Origin of the sequence: Hyella patelloides LEGE 07179 (assembly GCF_900659865.1) — a bacterium.
In the GTDB taxonomy this organism is placed as follows: domain Bacteria; phylum Cyanobacteriota; class Cyanobacteriia; order Cyanobacteriales; family Xenococcaceae; genus Hyella; species Hyella patelloides.
Genome location: NZ_LR213775.1, coordinates 3,747 through 24,634, shown reverse-complemented (window position 1 = coordinate 24,634; position 20,888 = coordinate 3,747). Strand labels below are relative to the sequence as shown.

Here is a 20,888-nt window from a genome sequence, read left to right as displayed (position 1 = left end):
ATTAGGATTTGCTCCACATACCCCCAAATCAATTAAAAAATTGTACTTACTTATCATTATTCAAGAAACTGGCTAAATTTTGAGTAATATCAGATTACTTTATAGTTTTTAGTTTCCACAGTTTGCAACTAATCCAAGTTAATGATGAATTAATTAAGCAGCCCAAAAAGATGTATCTATGTAAGTTCTGTAGTAGAAAAGATTGATATATGATTAAAGCCAATGGTTTTATAATAGGAGCTGTGTAAAATAGAATCCTTTTACCATCTACCTTTGAGCGCAAAGCCTGTCAACATCGCGATTAGAGATGCTCCCTAGCCAGAAGCCTCTCTCACGGTCAAAACTCGTTACAATCATTTATGTCCTGAATCATCCGTGTAAATGCCTAATCTCTCTGAGTCCCTGGATACCATTCGCATTCGTGGTGCGCGACAGCATAACCTCAAAGATGTCAATCTCGATCTGCCTCGTAATAAACTAATTGTGTTTACTGGGGTATCGGGTTCGGGTAAATCCTCTTTAGCGTTTGATACCATCTTTGCAGAAGGACAACGGCGTTATGTAGAGTCTTTAAGTGCTTACGCTAGACAGTTTTTAGGACAATTAGATAAACCCGATGTCGATGCCATTGAAGGCTTAAGTCCCGCCATTTCTATCGATCAAAAGTCTACTTCCCATAATCCTCGTTCTACTGTGGGTACAGTCACAGAAATTTATGATTATTTAAGGTTATTATTTGGTCGGGCTGGTGAACCTCATTGTCCAAAATGCGATCGCTCTATTGTACCCCAAACCATCGATGAAATGTGCGACAAGGTAATGGCATTAAGCGATCAAACCAAGTTTCTGATTCTCGCACCAGTAATTAGGGGTAAAAAGGGAACTCATAAACAGCTATTATCCAGTTTGGCTTCTCAGGGGTTTGTTCGGGTAAGAGTAAATGGAGAGGTAAAACAGTTAGCAGAAGAGATTACTTTAGAGAAAAATTACGCCCATAATATAGAAGTAGTAGTAGATCGCTTAGTCAAAAAACCTGGGATTGAAGAACGTTTAGCCGATTCCCTGAGTACTTGTTTAAGTCTTGCTGATGGCATTGCTGTAATTGATGTTATCCCTGATTCTAATAACAAAAAATCAACGATAGAGACATCCCGACGGAACGTCTCTACTAACGATGAACAAACCAACGAAATCGTATTTTCCGAAAACTTTGCCTGTCCCGAACATGGTGCAGTCATCGAAGAGTTATCACCTCGTTTGTTTTCTTTTAACTCTCCTTACGGTGCTTGTCCCCATTGTCACGGGATTGGTAGTATGCGGACATTTGCTCCAGAATTAGTAGTACCCGATCCTAAACAACCATTATACAGTGCGATCGCTCCTTGGTCGGATAAAGATAATACTTACTATCTCTCTCTGCTTTACAGTGTTGGAGAAGCTTATGGTTTTGATATTCAAACTCCTTGGCATAAGTTAACTAAACCACAAAAAGACATCTTACTCTATGGTACAGAAGAACCAATTTTTTTCTACTCAGATAGTCGTGGTGGCGGAGAAGGTTATCACCGTAATTACTATGGCATTGTTAGAATGCTGGAACGCAATTATCGCGAAACTAGTTCTGATGGGGTTAAACAGAAATTAGAACAGTATTTAATTAATCAGCCTTGTGAAGTCTGTAACGGAAAACGCTTAAAACCAGAATCTTTGGCTGTGCGTTTAGGACAATATAGAATCAACGATCTGGTAAGTGTTCCCATCCGCGATTGTCTCAATAAAATTAACCATTTTCAGCTTACCCAGCGTCAAGCATTAATTGGGGAATTAGCTCTCAAAGAAATCAAAGCCCGTTTGCAATTCCTCTTAGATGTCGGTTTAGACTATCTGACTTTAGAACGTGCTGCCATGACATTATCAGGGGGAGAAGCCCAAAGAATCCGCCTTGCTACCCAAATTGGTGCAGGTTTGACAGGGGTACTATATGTACTTGATGAGCCTAGTATCGGTTTACATCAAAGAGATAACGATCGCTTACTCACTACCTTACAAAAACTGCGAGATTTAGGCAACACATTAATCGTAGTAGAACATGATGAAGATACTATCAGATGTGCCGATCATATTGTGGATATAGGGCCCCATGCAGGAGTTCACGGTGGGGAAATAGTCGTTGAGGGTAGTTTTAAAAAATTACTTGCTGCTAAAAAGTCCCTTACAGGAGCCTATTTATCCCACAAAAAAGTTATCACTACTCCCACCGAAAGAAGAGAAGGTAAGCAAGTCTGTCTTTCACTCCAAGACTGTCATCAAAATAATCTCAAACATATCGATGTTGATATTCCTCTGGGTAAATTTGTTGCCATCACAGGGGTATCAGGTTCGGGGAAATCCACTTTAATTAATGAATTACTCCATCCCGCACTGCAACATCACCTGACTAAAAAGAAACCCTTTCCCACTAAATTAGGTACAATCAAAGGCTTACAAGCAATTGATAAAGTAATCATCATCGATCAATCTCCTATTGGTAGAACACCTCGTTCTAACCCTGTTACCTACACGGGAGTTTTTGATGCTATTCGAGCTATTTTTGCCGAAACTATCGAAGCCAAAGCCAGAGGATACAAGGCAGGAAGATTCTCTTTTAACGTCAAAGGAGGGAGGTGCGAAGCCTGTAGCGGACAGGGTGTCAACGTCATTGAAATGAATTTTCTCCCTAATGTATATGTGCAATGCGATGTTTGTAAAGGTGCCAGATATAACCGCGAAACCCTCCAAGTTAAATATAAAGGTTATTCCATTGCCGATGTACTTAACATGACAGTAGAAGAAGCCTTAGAAATCTTTCAAAACATCCCTCGCGCCCAGAAAAAGCTGCAAACCCTCGTAGATGTCGGTTTAGGCTACATCAAACTTGGACAACCAGCCCCCACCCTCTCAGGCGGAGAAGCCCAAAGAGTCAAACTCGCCTCTGAATTATCCCGACGCGCCACGGGAAAAACTCTCTATCTCATTGATGAACCCACTACGGGCTTATCATTCTACGATGTTCATCACCTCTTGAATGTTTTACAGCGATTGGTAGATAAAGGTAATTCTTTAGTAGTTATCGAACACAACTTGGATGTTATTCGTTGTTCTGATTGGATTATTGACTTAGGGCCAGAAGGAGGCGATAAAGGAGGAGAAGTTATAGCTACAGGAACTCCTGAAGAAGTAGCAGAGAATAAGAGTTCTTACACAGGGAAGTATTTAAAACAAGTTTTGCAAAGATACAATAATTAACTGCGATATCAGTACAATAGGCATTACCCACGCTCTGCCATTTTTTAACTACGGTCGAGAAACGGTCGTTCATAATTCGGAATCTAATCTAGCAATCCAAGCTTCTGATTTTACCTTGGGATTATACCCCGTGCCAACTATAGTCAAGCCATCAGCAGAAATATCTGATGGCTCTTCTAATGTCCAACCAGTCAAGTCCAAGTTATGTTCGTTTTCTAAAACATTTTTTAGAGATCGCATTCCATTCTTTTTATCCCAAATAAAGGCTTCCCATCCTCTGGCAGAATGGCTTTTTCCTACAACAATATTTCCATCAGCCGATACCGCCAAAGCAATACTAGCAAAATGACCGCCAGGAAGATCCCCTAAACCCACCATGCCATTAGCTTTACTCCAGATAAAGGCTTCTTCTCCTTCCCAAGGAATACCTTTCTCCTTTTTATGAGAAGTCCCTCGTCCTACAACAACTGAACCATCTGCTGATACGTCATAAGCCTCGCTGTAAAATCTGCCACCAGGAAAATCGCCCAAACCCACCATGCCATTAGTTTTACTCCAGATAAAAGCTTCTCTTCCGTTAGCAGAAGTTCCTTGCCCTACGACGACTGAACCCTCTGCCGATACTCCATGAGCCTTGCTGTAAAAATCACCATCAGGAAGATCTTCCAAACCAACCATTCCCGCAGCTTTATTCCAGACAAAGGCTTCCCATCCATTAGCAGAATTACTTGAACCTACCACAAAATCACCATCTGCTGATATATCATAAGCATTACTATTAGAACTACCGCCAGGGAGATCGCCTAGACCGATCATCCCATTAGCTTCATTCCAGATAAATGCTTGCTTGGTTGTACCAGAACTCCCGACAACAATAGTTCCGTCAGCCGATACGGCAGAGGAATAACTAAGATATACACTGCCTGAAAGCTCGCCAAGATCGCCTAATCTTATTATTTCATCAGTGTTATTCCAGATCAGGGCTTCCCATCCACCATTCTCAGAACTTCCTTTTCCTGCTACAACATTACCGTCTGCCGATACTCCAAAAGCAGAACTATCAAAATTACCACCAGGAATATCGCCTAATCCCTTAAAAAAAGCTTTCCTCGCTTCACCAGATGATACAAATCCGAGCGAGACTGTAGATAAAGATAGAAATAAGAGCTTAAAGGAAAATCGCATAGTCAAATATTTAAAACTTAAACTATCTTGACAGAAAAATAGAGCCTAAAAGCAATTAATTAGTAGCATTTATCCATCCAAAACTCAGAAATAAAATGAAGCGTGTTATTCAGTTACAGATTAGCAGAAATAGCAAAAGAGCGATCGCTTCACCAATAACTAATACCGTATTAAAGTAACATATAAGTTACTATATATTGGTATGGAAGTCAGAGAATATATTAGAGAGGATGGCTCAAATCCCTATCAGAAGTGGTTTAATAGCTTAGATGCTCAAGCTGCTGCCAAAGTTACAGTAGCCATAACCCGCTTAAAGCTGGGTAATACTTCAAACGTTAAATGGTTTGATGGCATTGGTGAGTACAAGATTAATTGGGGAGCAGGTTATAGAATATATTTAGCGCAAGAAGGGAAAGAATTAATAATCTTATTTGGTGGTGGAACGAAGAAGAAGCAGCAAGCAGATATCAAGAAAGCTAAAACTCTATATCAGGAATACAAAGCTCGCAAACGAAAATTAAATAAGAAAAATAAAAAATAGCAAAAATGACTATAACGAGAGATATTACGGAAACAGTCAATGAACGACTCAAAAAAGACCCTGAATTTGCCAAAGCATTATTAGATGAAGCTGCTTCTTTATTACTCAATGGCGAACCAGAAACAGCAAGACTAATATTAAGAGATTTAGTGAATGCTACTATCGGCTTTGAACAATTAGCCCAACAAACATCTTTACCAAGTAAAAGCTTACATCGAATGTTGTCCGCAAAAGGCAATCCAACTATGAATAACCTAACTGCAATTTTCGATGTTTTACGCCAAAAACTAAAAGTTAATTTAGAAGTGACAACAATTACTTACAATTAATAATAAGAATTAAAATTATAGGATTTATGTTGGGAAAAAATAAAAAGCGATGACACTATTCTTTAAAACTAATTTGCCAACATTAAAATAATTCACCAGGGGAACTTTTAACAATTTTGCCTCCAACTTGGCGAATACAATTTTTCCAATCATCTAAAGGGAAGTAGTCCTAAATATCTACTTCTTGATGGATAAAATCAGGCACCTTTACTGATTCAGCTAAATTAAATAATTTTTCGGAAAATAGCGATCGCTTATAAACAAAATTAAACTTATTTAGCAATTAAAGAGGTAAACCCAGCCACAAAATAATGTGACTGGGTTTTTTGTAGCAATAAAAATTAAAAAACTGAAATGGAATAAAAATAATTACCTAAATTGAGATAAACTTGCATTCTGGTAATAGTGAGCCAAAATTTGGTTATAGCCAACTCCTTGTTTTGCCAGATGATAAGCACCCCATTGACTCAAACCTAAACCATGACCAAAGCCTCTACCATAGACTTTAACACTGCTACCATTGGCTTGAATACGGAAAAGAGTACTGCGTAAATCCAAAGCTTTACGGATTTTTTTGCCACTTACTTCAGTTGTACCACGATCGCCGACTATCTTCAGGCTGACAATTCTTCCTTGAGGAGTAACTTTTTCAGGAATCATATTTTTAATGTTACCCACTCCTATACCAAGCAAATTATTAAATTGACTCAGAGGAAAATATTTATCCCACTCAAAAACAGGCGATTCATGATCGTAATCTATCACTCCTCTAAGATAGGGTAAAGGAGATGTCCAGATATCTTCGACATTCTCGGTATGTCCCCCAGAGGAAGAATGAAACGCAGCTAAAATAACACTGTTGTTATAGGTCATTATTTGCCCAGCTGTGCTGTTAACTGCTTCGTGGGTGGTAACGTATTCTGTATTTAAGCCTTTGTATACCTGAGTGCTAATGGTAGTGTCTACATCATAAAGACTATTCTGTCCTGTTTTACGCTTGTATAATGCATAGGAGCGGGCTGCTACAGCTTGGGCTTTTAAAGCTTCAATGGGCCAGGTAGAAACTGCTTCTGCACCTACTACACTATAGAGATAATGCTCTAAATCGACGTGATTGATAGCAGTAATACTATTGCCACTGAGTATTAAACGGGTTTTTCCTCGATACCAGCGATCGCCAATCCAGACATAACCATTATTTGTTGGTTCAACAATAATTTCTGATGCTTGCAACCGATCTAATAGTATTTTGCCACTCTTTGGTTGAGCAGATAAAGCAGCCATTGGCGTTAATTCACCGATTTTATTTCCCGTGTTGTCTTTTACTACCGCAGTAGTAGAACTACCTACTTTAACACTACTAATATTTTTTTGAATTGCCACTCGTAATTCGAGAGCTTGGGCAGGTAATACTAAAACAAGCCAGAGTAAAAGCGAGAAAAACCAAGGATATTTACGATTAATCAATAAACGATTTACTAGAGAAGGAATGATTGTCTTTTTTTGTTGTAATTTCATATAACTCAAGTCTCCTAAGAAGGCTGGCAATAGGGTCTAGTCTGTTACGATGCTCAATTGAGTAATAGTGTTTCTTACAAATGGTATTTTCGTCAACTGTAATTATTGTTAATGTTTTGCTGAAGTGACTATAGTTCTGTGTAGAAAAGTAATTGAGATAAAATGAACCAAAATCTATGTTGCAAGATTTTGGTAGTAATTATCAAGTTAATTGAATAATACTTTTGAACTAATAAGCACAGTTGACTTTAATTAGCCCAACTGCCTGATTGGTTATTGTTATGATCTCCAATGAAAAAACTTTGTCACAGTGGATGATATCTTCTTTTACATTCCGCTTGCCGATTCCCTTTTAATCTTTAATTAAGATTGCCAGACGATTCCCATCAAACCACAGTAGAAATATTCTCAAGGAAAAAAATTAATGTTTGACTCTAGAGTTAGTGGTATTTTGCTTCATCCCACCTCTTTTCCCAGTCCTTTTGGGATTGGAGATTTGGGAGAAAATGCTTACAAGTTTATTGATTTTATGGCTGATGCTGACCAACAGGTATGGCAAATTTTACCCCTTGGTCCCACTGGCTACGGTAACTCCCCTTATTTGTGCTATTCTGCTTTAGCAGGAAATCCGCTTCTCATTAGTCCTGAAAAACTACTAGAAGACAATTTATTAGCCGAAGACGACTTAAACAATTTACCCGATTACTTTTTGGATCGAGTAGATTACAGTTTGGTAATTGCTACCAAAATTCCTTTACTGAGAAAGGCAAGTCTGAAATTTCAACAACAAGCTACAGAAACAGACTTAAAAGAATTTAATCGCTTTTGCGATCGCCATGCCAACTGGTTGGATGATTATGCCCTCTTCATGGCACTTAAAGAAGCCCATGAAGGTAAAAGTTGGCATCAATGGGATAAATCTATCGCCTGCCGTCAACCAGAAGCTATTACTCAATGGGCACTCGATCTAAAAGATGAAATATTCTTACACAAATTCTGGCAATATCTCTTTTTCTCACAATGGAAGCAGTTAAAAACCTATGCCAACGAAAAAGGAATTTCCATTTTTGGAGATATTCCCATTTATGTTGCTCATGATAGTGCTGATGTTTGGTCACATCCCGATATCTTCTGTTTAGACAAAAAAACAGGAGAAGCTGCGTTAATGGCGGGAGTACCACCAGATTATTTTAGTGCTACTGGTCAGTTGTGGGGTAACCCCGTTTACAACTGGGATGAGTTAGAAAAAACTGATTTTCAATGGTGGATTAGAAGAGTCGAAGGTATTTTAGAATACGTCGATATTATTCGGGTAGATCATTTCCGAGGTTTTGAGGCTTATTGGGCTGTGCCTCAAGGGGAAACCACTGCTATGAGTGGTAAGTGGTTAAAAGCCCCTGGAGACAAGTTTTTTGAGCTACTGAAGCAAGATTTAGGAGAGTTACCTATTGTGGCAGAAGATTTAGGGGTAATTACTCCTGAAGTAGAAGCCCTACGGGATCAATTTGGCTTTCCTGGGATGAAAATTTTACATTTTGCTTTTGACAGCGATCGCCTTAATCCCTTTCTCCCTTACAATTACAATAACTGCAACTGTATTGTCTATACAGGCACCCACGATAATAATACTACTATCGGCTGGTTTAACTCTCGTGACCCTGAAGCTCAAGCCAGAGTAGTAGACTACTTGGGATGTATCTGTGACGATGGCATTCACTGGGCATTAATTCGTCTCGCAATGAGTTCGGTAGCTAACACTGCAATTGTTCCTTTCCAAGATGTTTTAGGTTTGGGTACAGATACCAAGATGAATACTCCTTCTACAGTAGAAGGTAATTGGGAATGGCGTTGTCGCCAAGAAGCCTTTAACCCAGAACTTAGCGGTCGTTTAAAGTATTTAACTTATCTTTACGGTAGAATGCCAGTCCCTAAAACTATTGGCTAATCTGAAATGGGGAAATTACTTAAGAGTTTTTACAGTAGTTTTTTATGATAAATTACTGTAAAACTTATTAACAGTTGAATCAATAAAGTAAACTTTTGTATTTGCTAATATAGTTACTATAAGTTTTTAATCAACATTTTTGACTAAAAAATTTTCCATACTAGGAAAACGCTATATTAGCTTATTACTTTGCGATCGCATTTAGCTAATACCTAGTTTAGCAGGTACATTTTTCGCTAAATAACACTATTTTTTCGCTCAAACTTGGTTAATCAATAATTAATTAAGTAAGAAGAATATTCTTCTTAACTCATAAAAACAATTACTATTTTTATAGGTGTCTATTTCTCCTCTCCACTACTTTCGCTATGATCTCCGAACACACAAAACACAAATTTCATTTACAAGTAGATACAAAACTAGGTCATCTCAAAGATGTCCTCTCTTGGTTTGAAAGACTCATTAGTCCTTACTTACCCCAAAAAACAGGCTGGCAATGCGAAGTCGCTCTAGCAGAAGCTTTTACCAATGCAGTTCGTCATGCTCATCATGATTTACCTGCATCAACTCCTATTGATTTAGAAGTAGAATTATTTCCTAATTTTTTAGAAATTAGAGTTTGGGATTCTGGTAAACCATTCGATCTTAAAGCGCAGCTATTAGCCAACGAGAAAAATGTCACTTCCATCGAAAAAGAAGGAGGCAGAGGACTACAATTTATCAAAAAATTAACTGATGAATTGCAATATCTTACCTCCCCCGATTATCGTAATTGTTTAGTTATTAGGAAAAAATATGCTTCACTAAACTCAATTTAGTTTAAATTTCCGCCGAAGCCCTCTCAATTAATCGTGCAGCCAAGGTTTGTGTTCCTGTATGCTCGTAGTAGTTTGTTGTCAAATCGAGAAAAGCTGCTACATAATCGAGCTTATTTTCCGAAAATTCTAAAAATCCTTGAAGTTTAGTAAAAACTTCTTCTGGTGTGAGATTTCTTTGGGCGACAAAATTGCTCATCCAGCCTTTAACTGAGTCAAAACTGTTACCAATAAAATCAAGTTGGTTGCGAGAGTCTTGCCCAGGAATTAACTCTTTTACTCCTTTAAATGTGGGGTTCGCTTCTAAATCTTTATGGCTCATCTTACCCAAGGTAGATTGTGCTTTCAAAATAAAATCGGGTCCTAAAGGTATTAAACCATCGACACAAACTAAAGCTGCCATTCGCATCAGAGATTCACCACCATAATCGCCTAAAGCAGCTACGAAATCCCCAATGCTGTCGCCAGGTATACCATTAATCTGACAAAAAGCCACTAGCTCTACCACTAGCTTGATACAAAGATCGATCGATTGTGCCTTGTCGGGATTGGGAGTTACTCGACTTAAAAAACCTCCTACCAAAGGTATCTTATCTCCTACCTTGTTAGCTAAAGCTGCCGCACCCAAAGCACTATCAGCACGATCCACAGTTTGATAGAGCCATAATGCCTTCTGATAACCCTGAGATTTATCATTATACAGCCAGATAGCACGATCGCCGATTTGCTGGATCATCTCCTCATCTGACTCTCCTGTAACATGGCGAATCATATTTTCAAAACCCACTATATTTTGCCACCCTCCAGGGACGACAAAATCAAGAGAGCTTAACATCATAGTGGTGATATTTTTGGTTGGTAAATTATCCACCAGTTCAAAAATTGGTTTGCTCATTTGGTTATTTCCTCTTAGCTCTTAAAGTGTTTATGTTCAGTATCAGTGCTTAATTCAAACCAGACAAACCCTGAAGATCGAACTTACTCAACCAATCTTTGCGATCATTCTCAGTAAAAGAATCATTACGGGAAGACACTTTCACTTGAAATCTATCCCCTACCAATAAAGCGTTACTTTTACTTCCTTGTTTAACTGCGGGATAACCAGCAATAGTTTCTTGGCTACTTTGGAATTTAGTCTTAGCAGCAGAATTGTTGAGGGTATCAGAAATTGCCATGACAGCTACTTCTTCACCGTCTTTTTTGAGCTTCGCTTCAGCAAAACCCTTTTTCTCTTGAGTATAGACTCTCTCATAGCCATCACTCGCACTGGGGAAATAACGATTAAAATTACCACCAGGCTCCGATTCTTGGACTACCGTAGTTGCGCCCTTGCTGCTACTGTCTTGTTGTGCTTGATCGAAACGAGAGGGAACTTGTTCCGTACAAGAAGTAGTCAGGAATAAAACGCCGATCAGACAAATTGCTAGAATTTTACGCCAACTTTTCATGATTTATGTTATTGAATATACCGTTTATCTCTGAATATATACCAAGAATATTTACAGAATTGATGATATCTTTAATAAAGTTTTAAATACAAAGCTCTTCAATACATAGAATGTTTACTGTATTTGCACTTTAGTAAGGATAAAATAATAATACTAACGCCAGGAAAAGTATAATTTGAAAAGTCATTTTGCTTCTTCAGTGTTATAACTTTAAGTAACATAACTTATCGATAAACATTGACCGAGCGGGTCACTATCTTCCCCCATAAAAGTAGTAACAAATATCTATCTATATCATACAATACAAAAAATATGCGTATTCTGATTTACTCTTATAATTACTATCCAGAACCCATCGGCATTGCGCCGTTAATGACTGAATTAGCAGAAGGAATGGTCAAGCGAGGTCACGAAGTTAGAGTAATCACGGCTATGCCTTGGTACCCAGAAGGAGAAATTAACCCAGAATACAAAAGAAAACTATTTTGTACTGAAGATATCAATGGAGTGAAGGTTCAAAGATGCTATATTTGGACTCGTCGCCAAAGAAATGTCGTTAATAGAGCGGGTTTTGAATTTAGCTTCATGTTTTTAAGCTTGCTACAAGCTTTTCGGGGTTGGCGACCTGATGTGATTCTCTTAACAGTTCCAGGATTACCAGTGTCAGTTTCCGCAGCTATTTTAAGTACAATTTATCGTTCCCCTATTGTTTTAAATTTACAAGACATCTTACCTGACGCAGCAGTTCATGTAGGATTAATTAACAATTCTAAAATCATCACAATTCTCAAAAAGTTAGAAAAATTCGCCTATAGTACAGCTACTAAAATTAGTGTAATTGCGGATGGTTTTACCAAAAATATTCTAGCAAAAGGAGTAGAATTAGACAAAATAAGTGAAATTCCTAATTGGGTAGATATTAATTTTATTAAGCCACTACCAAAAGAAGACAGTTCCTTTTTACTAAAAAATAAACTACAGGATAAATTTGTGGTTTTATATTCTGGTAACATCGCCCTTACCCAAGGTTTAGAGACAGTTATTGATGCTTCATCCCGCCTCAAACATTTATCTGATATTGCAGTAGTTATAGTAGGGGAGAGTAAAGCTCTCAAAAGACTGCAAAAATACTGTGAAAAACATGGCGTTGATAATGTAACTCTACTACCCTTTGAACCAAGAGCCAAACTACCAGAAATGTTGGCGGCTGCGGATGTAGGTTTGGTGGTGCAAAAGAAAAATGTTCTTGATTTTAATATGCCCTCAAAAATTCAGGTTTTACTAGCTAGTGGACGTGCTATTTTGGGTTCTGTTCCCTCCACAGGTACAGCAGCTAGCGCATTGAGAAAAAGTGGTGGCGGTGTTATTGTACCACCAGAAGACCCTCAAGCATTAGCCAATGCAATTATTCAATTATATGAAGACCGTCCCTTAGCAGCTAGATTGGGTCGTCAAGGTAGAGTATATGCAGAACAAAATTATGCTTTTGAATCAGCCTTAGATAAGTACGAACAACTTTTTGTTTCTGTTCTTAATAGCTCTGATGTCAAAAGCTCTTCTACAATTATTGGTAAAGTATAGGACTGAGCAAAATCTACTGGTGAGTACAAAACAAAATCTTTGGCGAAAACAAGTAATAACGTGGTTAGAATATAATGTATCTTCCCATCGTATAAATCATATTTTGGGCGTCGAAGCAACTTGTATTCACTTAGCAAAGTGTCATCAGCTACCTGAGAAAAAAGCAGCTAAAGCAGGGCTACTTCACGATTTAGCCAAATTCTTTCCGCCAGATCGACTATTGCGTATTGCTCGCAAAGCTAACATTGAAATCGATGAGATATCTCAGCAACATCCTCATTTGCTTCATGCAGATGTCAGTGCGGTAGTGGCTCAACAAGAATTTGGCGTAAAAAGCACAAAAATTCTCGACGCAATTAAAAATCATACTTTAGGCAATCCTGAAATGAGTTCTTTAAGCTGTATCGTTTATCTTGCTGATAAGATCGAACCTAATCGCGGAAATACTAACGAGTTAAATCGTTTACGAGAAATTGCTACTGACAACCTTTATCAGGGTGTTTGGGAAACCAGTGACTATACTTTACAATATTTGGTAAGCGATCGCAAATTAATCCATCCTCGTACTGTTTTGACGCGCAATTGGGCATTAAGGAAAGTGAAGAAAACAGCCTCTTTATAAATATTTCTGACGTTTAATGTGAATTGGGTTTTAAAACCCGTGTAATTTCCTTGCTCATTGGAAATTCATCACTTTTGGCGAACCTAAAAAACTTTACGGTATCAAGGGCGTTTTTAATTCAGATAAGGTGTACTTTGTATAACTGGAAATAAGTACTGAGGCAAAATTAATGGTCTGGTTTGGAGCAATAGGTAGGGGAAAGACAAAAATAATTATAACCAAGGCTGAGAATGCCCCGATCTCTTTGTGCTAGGGGATCGAAAGCCTGACTAATTCTCACTGAATTGTCGTTAAAATTAAGTAAGGAAAACAAAAACCATAAAAAAATTCCTCTTCGGTATAAATTCACTACAATAATAGAATGTTTTCAATTTACTCAATTAAAACTTACGCATTCAACAGTAGAATTTTAGAAATTTAATGAGCAATTCACCACAATATGAATTAAATGGTACTGCTACTCAAGAAAAAAGGATCCCTGTTACTGCTGAAATTTCTAGCGAACAACTAGCCCATGGTATTGCAGAAGCAGCAGATGATAAAAAAGCATCAGATATTGTCCTTTTAAAGGTATCTGAGATTTCTTACCTAGCAGATTATTTTATAGTTGCTACAGGATTTTCTGCTACTCAGGTTAAAGCTATTTGTGATTCTATCGAAGAACAAATTGAAGCCAAGTATCAATTAATACCTCTAAGAGTTCAAGGAAAAACTGATGGGAGATGGGTTGTCGTAGATTACGGGGAAGTTATCGTTCATATATTTATGCAGGAAGAAAGAGAATATTATAATTTAGAAGCGTTCTGGGGACATGCAGAACGTATTGAATTTAGTGCAACTTAGTATTTCTGCAATTAAGTATAGATCTAGAACATGAACAAATCTGCTACTCAATTTTGTCCAGTTCCCCAAGAACAACAACCCACTCATGAATATCAACAATTACAAGATTCCTGGTTTTTTAGCTGGGCTACTTTAGAACCTACAGACTACATTAAAAAACTGCTTGGGGTGGGTTTTGCCACATCAATTATTGCAGCACCCATTGCAGCAGCTAGCTTTTTGCCGACAAAGTATCCTGTGAAGTTTTTCCTTTCCAGTATTGGTGGAATGACTTTTTTAACCGCTTTAGTACTATTTCAATTATACTTTGGCTGGTCTTATGTGTGCGATCGCTTGTACCAAGAGCGAATTTCTTATGAAGAGTCAGGATGGTACGATGGGCAAGTTTGGCTCAAACCAGAGTCTATGTTAACACGCGATCGCTTAATTGTTGGTTACGAAGTTCAGCCGATTCTCGACCGCATTAAAAAAACTTTTGTGTTTTTGTTATGTATAGTCATTGTTGGCAGTATAATCTGGTTCGTTTAGCAAGATCAAAAATAACTCATGACTAGGGGAAAACGAACTCATACACCCAAGCTGGAAGTTCATCTCTTGAGAGAGGGCATTGGGGAATCAGTTCATAAAATTGAAGCAGTGGTTAGTGACAATCGGAATCGTTTGATGTTACTAGCTGGTAATTCGCAAACTGCAACCTTTATCCGTTCTGCACTCAAACCTTTTCAAGCATTGGCAGTTACTAGTAGCGGCATCTTAGAGCGATATGACCTTACAGAAAAAGACTTAGCAATTATTTGTAGTTCCCATGGTGGCACTATCGAACAGGCGAGACAGGTATTTAATATTCTGTGGCGTGCTGAGATTGCCCCCACTGCTTTACAATGCCCAATTTCTGAAGGGAAACAAAGTCCTCTACAACACAACTGTTCTGGAAAACACGCTGGAATGTTAGCAGTTTGTCAGCAGCGTAATTGGTCACTTAATACTTATTTGCATCGTTCCCATCCAGTACAGCAGTTGATTTTAAATAAGGTTGCAGATATTTTATCTATGCCTGGGGATGAGTTGATTCAAGCTCGTGACGATTGTGGCGCACCGACTTATTCGATGCAATTGCAACAGATGGCTTATCTTTATGCTCATTTAGCTTCAGGTAATAGTTTAGGTTTAGAGCGTACAGTACGCGCTATGACCAACTATCCTCAGATGGTATCAGGAAAAGGTAATTTTGATACAGAGTTAATGCTGTTAACAGGAGGCTCGATTGTTAGCAAATCTGGTGCGGAAGGCATCCAATGTATTGGTCGAGTTGGCGAAGGTATGGGTTTGGCGATTAAAGTAGCTGATGGGGCAAAAAGAGCCAAATACGCAGTAGCAATCCATCTCTTAAGGCAAATGGGTTGGATATCTCCCGCCATTGCGGAAAATCTAGCAGAAAAATTCATGAAACTCACCGATCATAAGCGTTTAGAAGTCATTGGAGAACTGGCAATGGTCTAAAAAAAAATTTCTGTGTTTAGTTGCTATTTAACGAATATCTTGTTATATTAGTTAAGGCGACGCGGGATAGAGCAGTCTGGTAGCTCGTCGGGCTCATAACCCGAAGGTCGGTGGTTCAAATCCGCCTCCCGCCATATTTAAAATTAAATTAATAAGCGTAGTGCCTATTTAAGCTACTAGTCTTAAGTTATGCACTACAAGCTTTACTAAAAATTCGCTTACTAACCTATTATTAATACATACTCGCACGGTTTTAAAATAGATAGCCCAGCGATCTTGGAGAATTTTTGGCTTAACTTGTCTTTTCTGTAAAGCAAAACAAAGACTAGCGACTATGATAATATCTAGTTGATTTTATCAAATCCTGTTTTTATTCTGAATTATCATTCCAAGTTAATTAGCTGTAAGCCATAAGCTATAATCCGTGGGGTTTGTCGGCAATTTTTTCTCTGACTCATCGGCTTTGATTTCAAGATTTTCTAAATCAAGTTGCTCCACATAGTTATTAAAAATAATGATTCAGATCGGTAGTTTGTCAATCTCTGTTATGACTTTCTGCTAATGATGGTAAACATCCTGCCGTTTGATACCTCTTTTATAACTTTGAGGTCAAACCTTGATTTTTTGTGGGCTGAATACAAGGTATCTTCGTTAAAAATCCCCTTAATCATAAAAGAGGATTGATACCAAATCCGAATTATATACCCAGTTTATAGATGAAACCGTTAAACCTTGCAGAGACGTATCATGATACGTCTCTACACTGAATATTTATTGAGGGTTTTACTAAACAGATTTGGTACGATTATCTCTAATCAAATGAATCGACGAGGTAACTGCTAGCTTAGGAGAGTCCACGTTTGCTTTATAAGTTTGTTAACACAAAATTTAAGCAGCAGTTGATTTTGATGTTTTTATACAAAATTGTAGACAAGTAATTTGTCGGTCAAGAATGGCTCTCGTATCTTTTGATTGAACCACAAATTCGGTTTCGACTAAGGATACGTCATAGCGACAAAATTAATGAATTTCTCCTCTCTTGACAATTTTTGTCCTGTACTTAGCTAATTTACTCGAAATGCGAAAGTAATCAAATTTCTACAAACGGAAAAATCCATTACGTCAAAGAATTTCTGGCGATTGTTAGAAAAACTTGGTCTTTTTCCCAGATATTAGAAAATCCTCTTGGAACTATCTGGTATTTTATTAATCATTACAACTCATCCTTATTCCTTAAAAATAAAGATCGCAAAATAAACTAAAAAAGCGATCGCCCATAAGCTACCATAGAAATATCCAATTTTTTTCTTATAACTGTTAGGCTTATTCTTACCTATTGCTAAATTAATGGCTAAAGCAACAGGGGCTAACCAGAATGCTATAGAATTGATGAATAATAACCAATGATTAGTCAAGAATAAATTCATAAGAAACAGTTAGTTAACGCTCAGACAAGACTAAATAGAAACTACATAATTAAAGGAAGCTCAGGAGTTTGCCATTAACAATCAACTCACAAAAAATAACATTTCTCAGCTTAGAGAATTAAAAGTAATCACAAAAGGAGAACGTTTAGATAAATGGTTATCCCTTCAATTATCGGATATCTCCCGATCGCGTTTACAAAAATTAATTGAAGAAGGCAACCTCAAATTAAACGATCTTATCTGTACCAACAAAAAAACTAAACTAGCAGTGGGGGATTTAATTCAAGTCACAATTCCTTCGCCGAAAAAGCTGGATATTAAACCCGAAAATATTCCCTTAGATATTCTTTATGAAGACGAACATCTGATTATTATTAATAAGTCTGTGGGTATAGTTGTTCATCCCGCACCAGGACATCCCAATGGTACTTTGGTTAATGCTTTATTATACCACTGCGATAATCTAGCTGGAATTGGCGGTATAGAGCGTCCAGGAATAGTCCATCGTCTGGACAAAGATACCACAGGGGCGATGGTAGTTGCCAAAAGCGATCGCGTTCATCAGCATCTCCAAGGACAAATTAAAGCAAAAACTGCTAGAAGAGAATATTGGGCGGTAGTTTGTGGTTCTCCAAGAGAAGATAATGGGACAATTAATCTACCGATAGGCCGTCATAAAACAGACCGAAAAAAAATGGCAATTATCCCTGTGGAAAAAGGGGGTAGAGAAGCAGTTACTCACTGGGAAGTTATCGAAAGATTGGGTAACTACACTCTGATGCGATTTTTGCTCGAAACAGGACGCACTCATCAGATAAGAGTCCATAGCACACATCTGGGTTATCCCTTGGTAGGAGACAAGCTCTATGGCTCTGGAGGCTCATTAAAAGTCAATCTTTCAGGTCAAGCACTTCACGCCTATAAATTAACTTTACAGCATCCTATCTCGGATCGCACCCTTGAGGCGATCGCTCAATTGCCAGAAGAATTTACTAAATTACTTAGAGTCTTAAGAAATCGGTAGAAGTTTCTTTCGTACAGCAGTTCTCAGATCGATAAAGTACGCTTCAATCTTTGTATTGTGCCTGATTCCTTACTCTTTATTCTCTTTGTCAGCCTTTTTTGAAGAGACTAACTTTGTCGTTCATCCATTTAATAAACACCATATTTTTTAAGTTGTTAAAAATTTTATCTTTTTCTTGGTAGGAATAACTACAATTTACCCTGAAAGTGAAATAATGATTTTTAGGAGCTAGTATCGACTTGCTTAATGATGATTATCTAAATAATTGTCAAAATTTCCTGAAAAAATATTGCTTAGTTCTCTCATGAGAAAAAAATATCAGTTTCATTCTTACAATTAGTAACTTTTCTGCATACAATTTTACAACTATACCACTATAATTTTCATTCCTTACCTCTAGCAAGAGAAAAAAGAGTTGGAAATGTGGTTCTAGAAGAAGATTTTAGTTGGTCAGCCAATTTAGCTACAAAGTATTGAGGGACAACTTTACAAAAAAATACCTAGTAATTAAGCTGCCCAAAAATAATTACCACTAAAGAGATAGAAACAATAGTTGCCTAGTTTGCAGCTTCAATATTTCACTAAATTTCAACTAACCCCGATCTAAAAAAAATCAAAATTCTCAAAAAAAATTGTGACAATATAGATATTTAACGGTATATTTTTTATAATATCGACTATAAGCTGATAAATTAATTGGCAACTAACAAAAAGTAAAACTGAAATTTCAACAATAATGAGTGAAACAGCAACCGCTCCCTTAACAGGAAAAGCTTTACTTCAAAAAGTAAAAGAGTTATCCCATTTACCTAGAAGAGAAACAGCAAAACGCTGCGGATATTACACTACTACCAAAGATAATCAGACTCGTGTAAATTTAACCGACTTTTATGATGCAGTCCTTGCTGCAAAGGGTGTTCCTCTCGATCCAGAAGGAGCAAAAGATGGTCGTGGTCGCGAACCTACTTATCGTGTTAGTGTTCATAAAAATGGTCAAATTGTTATCGGTTCTACCTATACTCAAGCGATGGGATTAAAAGAAGGTGACAAATTTGAAATTAAATTAGGTTACAAACACATTCATCTCAAACAACTTGATGTTGATGATGATGTTGAAGTAGAAAGTTAATTATCTGTAAACTAAATTTAAAAGAGATAAATCACCTTTGAGTTCAGAGGTGATTTGTTATTATTTCACCGTTGATATGTGGACTTTATCTGTACTGAAAATTTTCTTTTTTTTTAGTGCTTGGATTGTGGTATGGCTACCTCTGGCTATTCCTTTAAGTAAAAAAATTAACTATCAATTCTCTCAAGTACCCACAGTCAAGCAAAAAATAGTATTACTGGCTTCTCTTTATCCCTTTGCTCTGATTATTATGGGACTAATGATTAGATGGGAAGGTGTATCTTGGTCAACTATTGGCTGGAAATGGGAACTGGAAGGCTTGGCTTTTTTAATATGGGGTGTTCTGCTAGCTCTAGCCAGTCTAATTGTCGTTTTTTCTTTAGAATTTGCTGGTGGTTTAATAACTTGGCACTGGCAAAACAGCCCTCGATTAGTTTCTTTAGTATTGCCAGTATTTTGTTTAGGCTTAGGAATCTCGTTTGTAGAAGAATCGATCTTTCGCGGTTTTCTAATTAATGAATTGATTGTAGACTTTCCTTATTGGCTTTCAGCGATCGCCTCTAGTATTATATTTGCTTTATTGCATTTAGTGTGGGAACGCGAAAAAACCATCCCTCAACTACCTGGATTGTGGCTTATGGGAATGGTATTAGTCTTAGCGCGAATTGTCGCAGGGGGAAATATCGGTTTAGCCTGGGGACTTCATACAGGCTGGATTCTGGGTTTAACTTGCTTAGATAGTGCAGAATTAATTAGTTACAATACAGACGATAAAAATTGGCTCACAGGAATCGCTCGGCAACCTTTAGCAGGTGTATTTGGCATCTTGTGTTTATTAGTAGTTGGTGGTTTGCTGCTCGTGATTGATAGATTTTGAGTAGCGACTGTATTTGTATTTGTTGTAATTGAGGGAGGGAAAAATAGCCTTGAACAATCATTCACTTTCTAAGTATAGGCTCGCGCGCACGCGCCAGCTAAGCTGTCCGCAACGCGCCTCGCCTTTGGCGATCTCGCTTATTAATATATTTGATTTAATTACAAAGATTCTCGTTTAAAAATTTATCAGCTAAAGTAATTCTGAGGCTATTTAGTACGAGGTTTTGATAATGAACTTACAAGAACTACAAGAATTTGTCTTCAATTTTCAGCGTGTTTCCATCGCCGAGATGAAACTCTATCTACAAATTGATAACCAGACTCTTAATCCAATGCTCGATAGTCTAGTGGAAAAGGGCGTAGTTCAAAAGTCTCTCACCACCGAAGAATGCAAAACTTGTCAAAAATGCGAGACAGAGGAAATAGAGTTTTATGAATGGGTATCAAGCATTGAATAGTAAATAGTTAATAGAATACCAATTAAAATAGGTGCAAAAGCCTGAAAAAACGGACTCTTCTGTTTTTAGTATCCCCATTCGAGGACAAGTAAACTTTGGAAGCAACCTCGCGCATTCAGCCCCTCAAGTAAGAGGTCTGTACAGTGATTACTGAGATAAGGTATGAAACTTTTAAAAAATAATCGAGTAAAAGCGATCGCTTTATTAATAGTTCTGGGATTTATTTCTGAGTTGAGTTCCCAGATAATTATCGATTGGCTATGGTTTCAGGAAGTTAATTATTTATCTGTTTTTATTAAACAAAGACAAACTCAAGTTATTTTAAGTGTCTTAGTTTTTAGTCTTTCTAGTTTGTTTTTTTG

At 37.5% G+C, this 20,888-nt stretch carries 19 protein-coding genes, 1 tRNA gene and 1 pseudogene; 16 read left to right on the top strand and 5 right to left on the bottom strand.

The annotated features are described in order from the left end of the window. Positions 1-381: 381 nt before the first annotated feature. Positions 382-3,285, top strand: a complete 2,904-nt coding sequence (gene uvrA, locus H1P_RS02795; RefSeq protein ID WP_144863926.1) for an excinuclease ABC subunit UvrA — start codon at positions 382-384, stop codon at positions 3,283-3,285. A gap of 69 nt (positions 3,286-3,354) precedes the next feature. On the opposite strand, the gene H1P_RS02790 is transcribed toward uvrA, so the two are convergent. Beyond that, positions 3,355-4,470, bottom strand: coding sequence for a PEP-CTERM sorting domain-containing protein (locus H1P_RS02790; RefSeq protein ID WP_144863924.1), 1,116 nt, complete (start codon positions 4,468-4,470; stop codon positions 3,355-3,357). Positions 4,471-4,672: 202 nt separating this feature from the next. Between H1P_RS02790 and H1P_RS02785 the strand changes: the two genes are divergently transcribed. Further along, positions 4,673-5,011: a type II toxin-antitoxin system RelE/ParE family toxin gene (locus tag H1P_RS02785; protein ID WP_186375807.1), complete on the top strand. Its 339-nt coding sequence runs from the start codon at positions 4,673-4,675 to the stop codon at positions 5,009-5,011. A 5-nt stretch (positions 5,012-5,016) separates the two neighbouring features. Further along, positions 5,017-5,340 carry a helix-turn-helix domain-containing transcriptional regulator gene (locus tag H1P_RS02780; protein WP_144863919.1) on the top strand — a complete coding sequence of 108 codons (324 nt, stop codon included), beginning with the start codon at positions 5,017-5,019 and terminating at the stop codon, positions 5,338-5,340. A 369-nt stretch (positions 5,341-5,709) separates the two neighbouring features. Here H1P_RS02780 and H1P_RS02775 read toward each other — a convergent pair whose 3' ends face one another. Then, entirely contained in the window at positions 5,710-6,858 is a 1,149-nt protein-coding gene (locus H1P_RS02775) for a SpoIID/LytB domain-containing protein (protein ID WP_144863917.1), read from the bottom strand. A 415-nt stretch (positions 6,859-7,273) separates the two neighbouring features. On the opposite strand from H1P_RS02775, the pseudogene malQ reads away from it, so the two are divergent. Further along, positions 7,274-8,803: pseudogene (malQ, locus tag H1P_RS02770) on the top strand (4-alpha-glucanotransferase); the annotation flags it as partial. Between the two features lie 368 nt (positions 8,804-9,171). Beyond that, on the top strand, positions 9,172-9,621 hold the full coding sequence (locus H1P_RS02765; RefSeq protein ID WP_144863913.1) for an ATP-binding protein: 450 nt from the start codon (positions 9,172-9,174) through the stop codon (positions 9,619-9,621). A 1-nt stretch (position 9,622) separates the two neighbouring features. Here the strand turns inward: H1P_RS02765 and H1P_RS02760 are convergent, their stop codons facing one another. Together H1P_RS02760 and H1P_RS02755 are read right to left on the bottom strand one after the other, a co-directional pair. Next, positions 9,623-10,513, bottom strand: coding sequence for a hypothetical protein (locus H1P_RS02760; protein ID WP_144863911.1), 891 nt, complete (start codon positions 10,511-10,513; stop codon positions 9,623-9,625). 49 nt (positions 10,514-10,562) lie between these two features. Continuing rightward, a complete protein-coding gene (locus H1P_RS02755) occupies positions 10,563-11,066 on the bottom strand; it encodes a hypothetical protein (RefSeq protein ID WP_144863909.1) in 504 nt (167 codons plus the stop codon). Positions 11,067-11,378: 312 nt separating this feature from the next. Here H1P_RS02755 and H1P_RS02750 point away from each other — a divergent pair, with 312 nt between their 5' ends. From H1P_RS02750 to H1P_RS02725, 6 genes are all read left to right on the top strand, one after another. After that, positions 11,379-12,647, top strand: coding sequence for a glycosyltransferase family 4 protein (locus H1P_RS02750; RefSeq protein WP_144863907.1), 1,269 nt, complete (start codon positions 11,379-11,381; stop codon positions 12,645-12,647). Positions 12,648-12,666: 19 nt separating this feature from the next. Continuing rightward, positions 12,667-13,269, top strand: a complete 603-nt coding sequence (gene yqeK, locus H1P_RS02745) for a bis(5'-nucleosyl)-tetraphosphatase (symmetrical) YqeK (protein WP_246141442.1) — start codon at positions 12,667-12,669, stop codon at positions 13,267-13,269. A gap of 420 nt (positions 13,270-13,689) precedes the next feature. Beyond that, on the top strand, positions 13,690-14,112 hold the full coding sequence (gene rsfS, locus H1P_RS02740) for a ribosome silencing factor (RefSeq protein WP_144863903.1): 423 nt from the start codon (positions 13,690-13,692) through the stop codon (positions 14,110-14,112). A gap of 30 nt (positions 14,113-14,142) precedes the next feature. Further along, positions 14,143-14,640 (top strand): CGLD27 family protein, encoded by a 498-nt coding sequence (locus H1P_RS02735; protein ID WP_144863901.1) that lies wholly within the window; start codon positions 14,143-14,145, stop codon positions 14,638-14,640. An 18-nt stretch (positions 14,641-14,658) separates the two neighbouring features. Further along, positions 14,659-15,612, top strand: a complete 954-nt coding sequence (locus tag H1P_RS02730; protein ID WP_144863899.1) for an asparaginase — start codon at positions 14,659-14,661, stop codon at positions 15,610-15,612. A 60-nt stretch (positions 15,613-15,672) separates the two neighbouring features. Beyond that, a tRNA-Met gene (locus H1P_RS02725) sits at positions 15,673-15,746 on the top strand. A gap of 1,092 nt (positions 15,747-16,838) precedes the next feature. Here the strand turns inward: H1P_RS02725 and H1P_RS02720 are convergent. Beyond that, positions 16,839-17,039, bottom strand: coding sequence for a hypothetical protein (locus H1P_RS02720; RefSeq protein ID WP_144863897.1), 201 nt, complete (start codon positions 17,037-17,039; stop codon positions 16,839-16,841). Positions 17,040-17,139: 100 nt separating this feature from the next. On the opposite strand from H1P_RS02720, the gene H1P_RS02715 reads away from it, so the two are divergent. From H1P_RS02715 to H1P_RS35695, 5 genes are all read left to right on the top strand, one after another. Further along, positions 17,140-18,063, top strand: coding sequence for an RluA family pseudouridine synthase (locus H1P_RS02715; protein WP_144863895.1), 924 nt, complete (start codon positions 17,140-17,142; stop codon positions 18,061-18,063). A 736-nt stretch (positions 18,064-18,799) separates the two neighbouring features. After that, on the top strand, positions 18,800-19,192 hold the full coding sequence (locus H1P_RS02710; protein ID WP_144863893.1) for an AbrB family transcriptional regulator: 393 nt from the start codon (positions 18,800-18,802) through the stop codon (positions 19,190-19,192). Positions 19,193-19,268: 76 nt separating this feature from the next. Continuing rightward, positions 19,269-20,069, top strand: a complete 801-nt coding sequence (locus H1P_RS02705; RefSeq protein ID WP_144863890.1) for a CPBP family intramembrane glutamic endopeptidase — start codon at positions 19,269-19,271, stop codon at positions 20,067-20,069. 229 nt (positions 20,070-20,298) lie between these two features. After that, positions 20,299-20,526 carry a FeoC-like transcriptional regulator gene (locus tag H1P_RS02700; RefSeq protein ID WP_144863888.1) on the top strand — a complete coding sequence of 76 codons (228 nt, stop codon included), beginning with the start codon at positions 20,299-20,301 and terminating at the stop codon, positions 20,524-20,526. A 162-nt stretch (positions 20,527-20,688) separates the two neighbouring features. After that, on the top strand, positions 20,689-20,888 hold a 200-nt coding region (locus H1P_RS35695), incomplete at its 3' end, for a UPF0182 family protein (RefSeq protein ID WP_186375806.1).